The organism is Propioniciclava sinopodophylli (genome assembly GCF_004324755.1).
GTDB lineage: Bacteria > Actinomycetota > Actinomycetes > Propionibacteriales > Propionibacteriaceae > Propioniciclava > Propioniciclava sinopodophylli.
In genome coordinates this window covers 26,065-34,668 of the sequence record NZ_SDMQ01000021.1, presented here as the reverse complement: position 1 = coordinate 34,668, position 8,604 = coordinate 26,065, and the positions used below count along the sequence as shown (strand labels likewise).

7 protein-coding genes and 2 tRNA genes are annotated in these 8,604 nt (G+C 66.2%); 1 reads left to right on the top strand and 8 read right to left on the bottom strand.

Annotation, left to right across the window (positions count from 1 at the left end):
• Positions 1–371: 371 nt before the first annotated feature.
• Positions 372–1,226: a glycosyltransferase gene (locus tag ET989_RS14225; RefSeq protein WP_131170130.1), complete on the bottom strand. Its 855-nt coding sequence runs from the start codon at positions 1,224–1,226 to the stop codon at positions 372–374.
• A gap of 223 nt (positions 1,227–1,449) precedes the next feature.
• Between ET989_RS14225 and ET989_RS14220 the strand changes: the two genes are divergently transcribed.
• The gene (locus ET989_RS14220; RefSeq protein WP_131170128.1) at positions 1,450–2,355 is read left to right on the top strand and encodes a glycosyltransferase family 2 protein; all 906 of its coding nucleotides are present in this window, start codon (positions 1,450–1,452) and stop codon (positions 2,353–2,355) included.
• A 223-nt stretch (positions 2,356–2,578) separates the two neighbouring features.
• Here ET989_RS14220 and tviB read toward each other — a convergent pair whose 3' ends face one another.
• The 7 genes from tviB to ET989_RS14185 form a co-directional block, all read right to left on the bottom strand.
• Positions 2,579–3,856 (bottom strand): Vi polysaccharide biosynthesis UDP-N-acetylglucosamine C-6 dehydrogenase TviB, encoded by a 1,278-nt coding sequence (tviB, locus tag ET989_RS14215; RefSeq protein WP_131170125.1) that lies wholly within the window; start codon positions 3,854–3,856, stop codon positions 2,579–2,581.
• A gap of 17 nt (positions 3,857–3,873) precedes the next feature.
• On the bottom strand, positions 3,874–4,518 hold the full coding sequence (locus ET989_RS14210) for a NeuD/PglB/VioB family sugar acetyltransferase (protein WP_131170123.1): 645 nt from the start codon (positions 4,516–4,518) through the stop codon (positions 3,874–3,876).
• Positions 4,515–5,165, bottom strand: coding sequence for a sugar transferase (locus ET989_RS14205; RefSeq protein ID WP_165490200.1), 651 nt, complete (start codon positions 5,163–5,165; stop codon positions 4,515–4,517). The genes ET989_RS14210 and ET989_RS14205 overlap by 4 nt, the downstream gene beginning before the upstream one ends.
• The gene (locus ET989_RS14200) at positions 5,158–6,294 is read right to left on the bottom strand and encodes a DegT/DnrJ/EryC1/StrS family aminotransferase (RefSeq protein WP_131170121.1); all 1,137 of its coding nucleotides are present in this window, start codon (positions 6,292–6,294) and stop codon (positions 5,158–5,160) included. The genes ET989_RS14205 and ET989_RS14200 overlap by 8 nt, the downstream gene beginning before the upstream one ends.
• Positions 6,291–8,066 (bottom strand): polysaccharide biosynthesis protein, encoded by a 1,776-nt coding sequence (locus ET989_RS14195; protein WP_131170120.1) that lies wholly within the window; start codon positions 8,064–8,066, stop codon positions 6,291–6,293. The genes ET989_RS14200 and ET989_RS14195 overlap by 4 nt, the downstream gene beginning before the upstream one ends.
• Before the next feature lie 248 nt (positions 8,067–8,314).
• A tRNA-Glu gene (locus ET989_RS14190) sits at positions 8,315–8,387 on the bottom strand.
• 72 nt (positions 8,388–8,459) lie between these two features.
• A tRNA-Gln gene (locus ET989_RS14185) sits at positions 8,460–8,531 on the bottom strand.
• Positions 8,532–8,604: the final 73 nt, after the last annotated feature.

Below are 8,604 nucleotides of genomic sequence, written 5' to 3'. Positions count from 1 at the left end.
AAATGAGCCAAATCGGGACACGTCACCATCACTCTGGCCGGCCGACAACTCCAAGCCGAGCCCATGACCCCCGACGACGTAGCCCACATGCTCGACCGCGCAGGTCACTAAAAGTGTGCAAGTCAGGTGCAAGGCCTTCACCAATTGGGACGAGGAAGTTGTACTGACGACAGAGTCTACGGAAGAACTTGTCGCGGGCGGGTCCACGTACATGGTCGAACGACACGGCCCCTGGATTCATGCGCGAAGCGCGTCCGGATGGAGGAATACCGCGCACGATCCGAATGGTGCCTTATTGGCCGTGCGGCGAATACTCCTCGAGTTGTGAATTGGGCGGCTTGCACGGACGCACGTGCGACACTTGGGCTCTCCTACGTCCGTCGAAGAAGTGCCTTCCGCACCCTCTTCGCGACGGGGAGGATCCGACGGATCGACGCCCCCCAACGAACGTCGATTGTTCCGTAGGTCCAACGCCATTCCTTCACTTCACGGTCAAGCCTTTGGCAAGCTTCATACACATAGTCGAACTGGGAAAGAAGGAACTCACGATTCTTTCGTTCAATTCTCTTGCGACATTCAGCGGCAACCATCTCGCCCTCCGCCGAAGCGATATGTGAATTAGTAATAGAATCGTGACCAATTCTATAGAAGAACAACTCCTCCTCCAACTTCGCAAACTTTCCACCCAAACTCGACAAACGAAGCCAAAAGTCCCAATCCTCAAATGTGGGCAGCCCCTCGTCAAACCCGCCCACGGCCCCCCAATCTGAACGCTTGAAGAAGCTGGCGGATGGCAGGCAGTTACCCAACGCAATACGACCCGGGGAGTACGGATCCAGCTTCCACTGCCTTGAGTTCCCGCCGAAGAATCTTCCACCCGAGTACACTACGCGGACTTCGGCATCACTCTGGAATCTAGAAACCGCCTTTTCAGCATAGGTGGTGGCAATTATGTCGTCATCGTCCAGGCACAGAATCCATTCCCCCCTCGATGCCCGTATCCCAGTGTTCCGCGCCGCAGAAACCCCAGCGTTCGGTTGCACGATCACGTTGAGTCCACGGGCCGCCAACCGCTTTAGTACACGGTGGGTCTCGGGATCGGTGGACCCATCATCGACGATGATCACCTCAGTGTCCCCATAGGTTTGAGCGAGCGCAGAGTCTACGGCCTCCTCAACGAAAGCCCCCCGGTTGAAACTCGTGACAATGATGGAGACACCGTGCATGCGAGACACCCCACTGTTCTGGATCCGACGAAGCCAATACTAGGCCATTCTGAGCCCGTCTCCCGACGCACCCTCGACTTCGGACACCACGCAGCCAGCCAGCGGGGGGGTGCTTGAAGCAGGACGGGCCCGTGATGTTGCGACTGCTTTCGGCGGCGCTTGAAGACTGGACGCACTTGAGAAGGCAGTCCGGACAAGAGCCCAGACCCCATATGATGGGCCCATGCCCATCCACACCGCGATTAGAAGGAGCATGTTCCATGCGACGATCCGTGCAGGTTCTTGGCTGCGACTGATATTCGCTCCCCAGCGGCGACGCTCACCACTCTACCGGTCCAGTGCACTCGACGACCTACTCTTCGGCCAGCCAATCAACATCCCGGTCCGGCTGATCAGGGAGTTCTTCGCCAAACGCAACCCCAGCCAGCCAGGGGTGACGGTTGTTCTAGTCAATTACAATACGGGCAATCTGCTTCGTCACGTAATTCCGGCCGTTCGGAAGAACAGCCCTCCCAGCACTCAGATTCTTGTCCTGGACAATGCCTCGACCGACGGTACTTGGGAATGGTTGAAGCGCCTGCCGTTCAAGATCAAACTGGTGCGGTTGCCCGTCAACATCGGGCATGGCCGGGCACTTGACCTCGGCATCGCGATGGCCCGGACGGAGCTCGTCGTCACGCTTGACGCAGACGCCTTCCCCATCAATGGAGATTGGTTGTCGCAATTGGAGTCTCTACTTCAGGGGGGCAACCTGTCGGCCGTGGGAGCTTGGGGACGGCGCGACCGCCTCCATCCCGCACTCTCGATGCATCGTAGGTCGACCATCCTCAGCCTGAACCTGAGCTTCCACAATTTCGAGCCCTACAAGGATAGGGCCACCGAACCGGTCTTTGGTGTCAATTGCTTCGACACTGGGGAGTTGATCTCGCGGGAATTGGGCTCCCGTCGGGTCCGCTTGCTGCCAGTCAGGACTCACTCTAACGGATGGGGGGAGGAGATCGGGGACATTGCCTACCATCACCGAGGGATGACCGGTTACGACGCCGCCGACCCCGCGGAGCGGGAGGTCATCCTGCGGCAGCGCTTGGAATCCTGGGAGAGCGCGGTGGACGAGTTCCTAAGTTCCTGAGGGCTTCTTCCGAAACTTGGAGCCATCGCTGGACAAGCGCGTGGAGTAGAGGCTCTACCGAGGCAGACACGACGATTCGTCGACCGTTCAAGGCCGAGTCGGGCCACTCGACTCGGGAGCCTGTCGTCCTTGGGGCCAAGCGTCCACGGCCACGACCGCGGTGGCGTGCAATTCGGCTGCAGCCCGAACAGGCCAAGGGCCATCTGGGCCGTCTTGGTTCGCGCTACAGCCGCAGGTCTGAATCGGATTTCTCCAACACGTTCTTCAAGTCGTAAACCACACCCGAACCGGATGCGAGCGCTCGGATGTCCTCGGCACCCATCTGCGGATATTCCCGGTGCCTCACTGCCAAGACAATGGCGTCGTAGGCGCCGGCGTCCGGGTCTGCGACCAGGTCGATGCCGTAGTGCTGACGTGCCTCGTCCGGGTCGGCCCAGGGGTCGTGGACGTCGACCGCGATGCCGTAGTCCTCGAGTTCGGCGATGATGTCGACGACGCGCGTGTTGCGCAGGTCGGGGGTGTTCTCCTTGAAGGTCAGCCCCATCACCAGCACCCGGGCTCCCTTCACCGGGATGCCCTCCTTGGTCATCCGCTTCACCAACTGCGAGGCCACGTAGGCGCCCATGGAGTCGTTGAGGCGGCGTCCGGCCAGGATGATCTCGGGGTGGTAGCCCACCGCCTGGGCTTTGTGGGTCAGGTAGTAAGGGTCCACGCCGATGCAGTGGCCGCCCACCAGGCCGGGCCGGAAGGGCAGGAAGTTCCACTTCGTGCCGGCGGCCTTCAGCACGTCCTCGGTGTCGATCCCCAACCGGTTGAACAGGATCGCCAACTCGTTGATCAGCGCGATGTTCACATCCCGCTGCGTGTTTTCGATCACCTTCGCCGCCTCGGCAACCCTGATCGACGGGGCCAGATGGGTGCCAGCAGTGATGATCCGGCGGTAGAGGGCGTCCACGAACTCAGCCGCCTCGGGCGTCGAGCCCGAGGTGACCTTCACGATCGAGCTGACCCGGTGCTCCTTGTCGCCCGGGTTGATCCGCTCGGGGCTGTAGCCGACGTGGAAGTCCTCGTTGAAGCGCAGGCCCGACACGCGCTCCAGCACCGGCACGCACTCCTCCTCGGTGGCGCCAGGGTAGACGGTCGACTCGTAGACCACTACGTCTCCTGGCTTGAGCACCTTCGCGATCGTCTCCGTCGCGGACAACACCGGGGAGAGGTCCGGCTGCTTGTGCTCGTTGACCGGGGTCGGGGTTGTCACGACGAAGACCGTGCAGTCCGCGATGTCCGCGGGGTCGGCGGTGAAGGTGAGGTGCCCGGCCTCGGCAAGTTCGGTGTCCGACACCTCCAGCGTCCGATCATGGCCGCCCTGCAACTCAGCGACGCGCGACTCCTTGATGTCGAACCCCACCACCGGCAGCTGCTTGGCGAACTCCACCGCGAGCGGGAGCCCCACGTACCCGAGCCCGACCACCGCGATCTGGACGTCCTCCACCTGCTGCATCGTTCTCCTCATTCGTGTTACCAACGACCCGGTACGCCGACCACGACCACGTCTGACGGTACCGACTTCGTGACCACCGCGCCCGCGCCGATGACCGTCCGCTCCCCCACCGTCAGGCCCTGCAGCACCGTCGCGGCAGCGCCCACCAAGGTAGCGGAACCCACGACCACCTCGCCCGAGATCACCGCGGCCGGGTTGATCGAGACGAAGTCCCGCAGGTCGGCATCGTGGCCGATCGTCGCGTTGGGGTTCACGTGTACGTGGCGGCCGAGCCGCACGTTGTTCGAGACGGCAGCCCCGGCGCACACCACGACTCCCTCGTCCAGCACCACCTTGGCCCCGAACGTCGCCGACGGGTGGATCGCGGTGAACGGGCGGAGGCCCACGGCGTCCAGCTCGGCGACCAGGCGACGCCGGACCCCGGGACTGCCGATCCCCAGCACGTAGGCGACCGGGCCGGGGTCCGTGGCGAGCCACGCGGCGCGCGTTCCGAGGAACGGCACCCCCCGGGCCGCCAGCCGCTCTACATTAACCTCCGCGATGGCGTCGTCGACCACGCCCAGCACGCGCAGGTCGGCGCCGGCGGCGACCATGGCGTCCAGCACGTCGAGGCACTCGCGTCCGAAGCCGGAAGCGCCGATGACGACGACGTGAGTTGTCATGAGCGAGTCTCGACAGACTCGGCTTCGACAGGCTCAGCCATCGCCTGGCCCTGGAACTCGGCCATCGTCGCGTGACCTTCGGCGCTGATCCCCCGCCGCAGCAGGACGACGGCAACCGTCTCCCAGAGGATCCGCAGGTCGAGCGCCAAGGACCGGTGGTCGACGTACTCCACGTCGAGGGCGAGCTTCTCGTCCCAGTCGAGGCCGTTGCGGCCGCGGACCTGCGCCAGCCCGGTGACGCCCGGGCGCACCTCGTGCCGGCGCGCCTGCTCGGGGGTGTACCGGTCCAGGTACTGCACGAGCAGCGGCCGCGGCCCGACCAGGCTCATCTCGCCCTTGAGGACGTTCCACAGGGTCGGCAGCTCGTCCAGGCTGGTCGACCGCAGGAACCGACCCAGCGGCGTGAGCCGGTCGGCATCCGACACGCGCTGGGCGTCGGGCAGCAGCATCGTCCGGAACTTCACCAGCTCGAACACCCGCCCGTCCTTGCCCGGGCGCGGCTGACGGAACAGCACCGGACGGCCATGCTTGGCCAGCACGGCCAGCGCCACGACGGCCTGGAGGGGGGCGGTGGCCACCAGCCCGACCGCGGCCACGGAGGCGTCCAGCGCGCGCTTGGTGGCGTCGTACCGCGTCCTGTCAGCCACGGCGTCCGCCCACGAAGGGTGCCAGGGCGGCGTCCACGCGGGCGACCTCGACGTCGGTCAGCACCGAGCCGCTCGGCAGGGACAGGCCGGTCTCGAAGAGGCGCTGGCTGGTGCCGTTCACGAACGCGCGCGCGCCGGCGAACACGGGCTGCAGGTGCATGGGCTTCCACAGCGGGCGCGCCTCGATGTCGGCCTCCAACAGCGCCAGCCGGACCTCCTCGGCGCTGAAGCCCGCCGCGTCGGCGTCCACCAGGACGGAGGTGAGCCAGCAGTTGTCCTCCTCCGACGGCTCCCCGAGAATCGACACGCCCGGGACCCCGGCGAACAGCTCCCGGTAGTGCGCGCGCAGCGCACGGCGGCGGGCGATCATCGCCTCCAGCCGGGCGAGCTGGGCCCGGCCCAGCGCGGCGAGGAGGTTCGAGAGGCGGTAGTTGTAGCCGATGTCGGTGTGCTCGTAGTGCACCACCGGTTGGCGGGCCTGCGTCGCGAGGTACCGCACCCGGTCGGCGAACGCCTTGTCGTCAGTGAGGAGCGCTCCCCCGCCGGAGGTGGTCATGATCTTGTTGCCGTTGAACGACACCGCCGCCGCGACACCGTACGAGGGCGCCGGGCGGCCGGCGTGCGCGGCCCCGAGCGACTCTGCGGCGTCCGCCAGCACCGGGACGCCGTGCGCCGCCGCAACGGCCGCGATGCGCGTGTGGTCGGCCGCCTTGCCCAGCAGGTCCACCGGGACGATCGCCGCCACGCGGCGCCCCTCGGCGACCAACGTGTCCAGCGCTTCGGCGAGCAGGTCCGGGTCGATGTTCCCGGTCTCGTCGCAGTCGACGAACACGGGCTCGGCGCCGGTGTAGGTGATGGTGTTGGCGGTCGCCGCGAAGGTCATGGTCGCGGTGACCACGACATCGCCGGGCTGAACCCCGAGCACCAGCAACCCCAGGTGCAGCGCGGCCGAGCCGGACGCCAGCGCCACCGCGTGGGCACGCCCGCACACGGCGGCGAGTTCGGCCTCGAAGGCGTCCACCTCGGGGCCGAGAGGCGCAACCCAGCCACCGCGGATGGCGCGGACGAGGGCGGCCTCCTCTTCGGGCCCGACGTCGGGTGACGACAGGTGGATTCTCGCGTCGCTCAAAGCGCACGCCTCGGGTCGTAGTCGGCCACGAGCTCGTCCCATGAGTCGGCCGCGATGACGTCACGAGGGGTGATCGGCGGCACCGGCACGCAGGAGATCAGCGGGTGCTGGGTCTCGATGTGGTCCTCGCCCTGGCTGAACAGCACCTCGTGCAGCTTCTCGCCGTGCCGCAGGCCGGTGTAGGTGATCTCGATGTCGGTGCGACCGGACTCCTCCAGCAGCCGCTTGGCGACGTCGACGATCTTCACCGGCTCGCCCATGTCGAGCACGAGCGCGTCGCCCGGCTGTCCGATCGCGCCGGCCTGGAGCACCAGCTCGCACGCCTCGGGGATCGTCATGAAGAAGCGAGTCACGTCGGGGTGGGTGACGGTCAGCGGACCGCCGCGCTCGATCTGCGCACGGAAGGCGTACAGCACCGAACCCCGCGAGCCGAGCACGTTGCCGAAGCGCACCGACAGGTACGGCCGACCGGTGAGCTCGGCATAGTGCGCGGTGAGGCGTTCAGCCAGCCTCTTGGTCTGGCCCAGCACGGCGGTGGCGTCCGCCGCCTTGTCGGTGGAGATGTTGACGAAGCGCTCGGCGCCCACCTGGTGGGCGGCGTCCAGCACGTTGAGCGTCCCGAGCACGTTCGTCTTCCAGCCCTCGTCGGGGTACTGCTCCAGCATGGGCAGGTGCTTGAGCGCGGCGGCGTGGAACACGACCTCGGGGCGGTGGCGCCGGAAGATCTTCATCAGCGCCTCGCTGTCGCGGATGTCGCACAGCACCATGTCGTCGGTGTCGAGCAGCCCCTGGCCGTAGATCGACAGCTGGACCGCGTGCAGCGCCGACTCGTCGCGGTCGAGCAGCAGCAGCTTCGCGGGGCCGAGCTTCTTCAGCTGGCGGGCCAGCTCCGAGCCGATCGAGCCGCCGGCGCCGGTGACCAGCACGATCTTGCCGGAGAGGTAGCCGGCGATCTCCGAGAGGTCGGTCTTGATCGGACGCCGTCCCAACAGGTCGGCGACGTTGAACTGGCGCAGCTTGTCCAGCTCGACCCGTCCGTCGATCATCTCCCGCACCGGTGGTACGACGACGAGCTTGAGGCCCAGGGCCTTGGCGCGGGCGTCCAGATCGGCGAGGAACTGGGGGGACGCCTCGGAGACGGCCAGGATCAGCGTCTCCGCCTCCGTCTGGGACGCGACGCCCTCCAAATCCTCGCCACGACCCAGGATGCGGTACCCGCGGATGCGCAGGAACTTCTTGGTGGGGTCGTCGTCGAGGTAACCTGCGATGGTGTAGGGCGGCTCGACCGCGGTGTCGACCAGCTTGGCCACCTGGGAGCCGGCGTCACCGGCGCCGTAAATCAGCGCACGGGTCGCCGCACCCTTGGCCCGGCGCAGGTCATCGCTGTAGAAGGCACGGAACAGGACGCGTCCGCCGACCATGCCCAAGAGGGCCAGTGCCGGCGTGGTGACCGCGACGGATCGGGAGAACTCGGGAGAGACGAGGAAGCCCACGCCACCGGAGATCACGGCGGACACGAGCACGACGAGGCCCAGCAGCGACACCTCGCCGAAACTGCCCAGCCGCGACCGACCGAGATACAGGTGGACGGCAAAGCCGATCAACACCTGGCAGAGCGTGGCGAGCAGGAAGTACTGGACGGTCTGCGCCCACCGCTCGGCCGAGAGGGAGAGGTCGAAACGCAGCAGGACCAGGGCGACCAGGGCAAGGGCCCACATGGCGACGTCCCACAGGACGACACCGCTGCGTCGGACCGCGATCCGGAAGAACATCCTCGCCACCTTACGACTGAAACAGCCGGCGACCCCCCGTCAACGGCTCCGTCAGGATACGCGAGGATGGCCCCACTGGTAAAACGCTGTTGTGGAATCGAGATGACACAACACCCCGAGTCAGAGGGCAGTTGATGGCCTGCAGACCGGGGCAAGGCATCACCCCGGGGACCCCTCCCCGCCCCCCAGGATGGGCCGGTCGAGGATGCAAAAAGACCCCCTCCGGGTGGTGCCGGAGGGGGTCTTCGTAGCCCCGACGGGATTCGAACCCGCGCTACCGCCTTGAGAGGGCGGCGTGCTAGGCCGCTACACAACGGGGCCAGCACGTGGCGCCTTTCAGCGCCTCGGAAGACATTACCAGAGGGTGGACCCACTGGAAAAATCGCCTTCCAGCAGGGGTACTAGGACTCGAACCTAGACTAACGGAACCAGAATCCGGCGGGCTGCCAATTACCCCATACCCCTTTGGTTCCTCGGTCTTGCCAGGATCGCTCCTGCCTCCTCCGTGGAAACGCTGGCCCGAAGGCCAGCGAGTGAC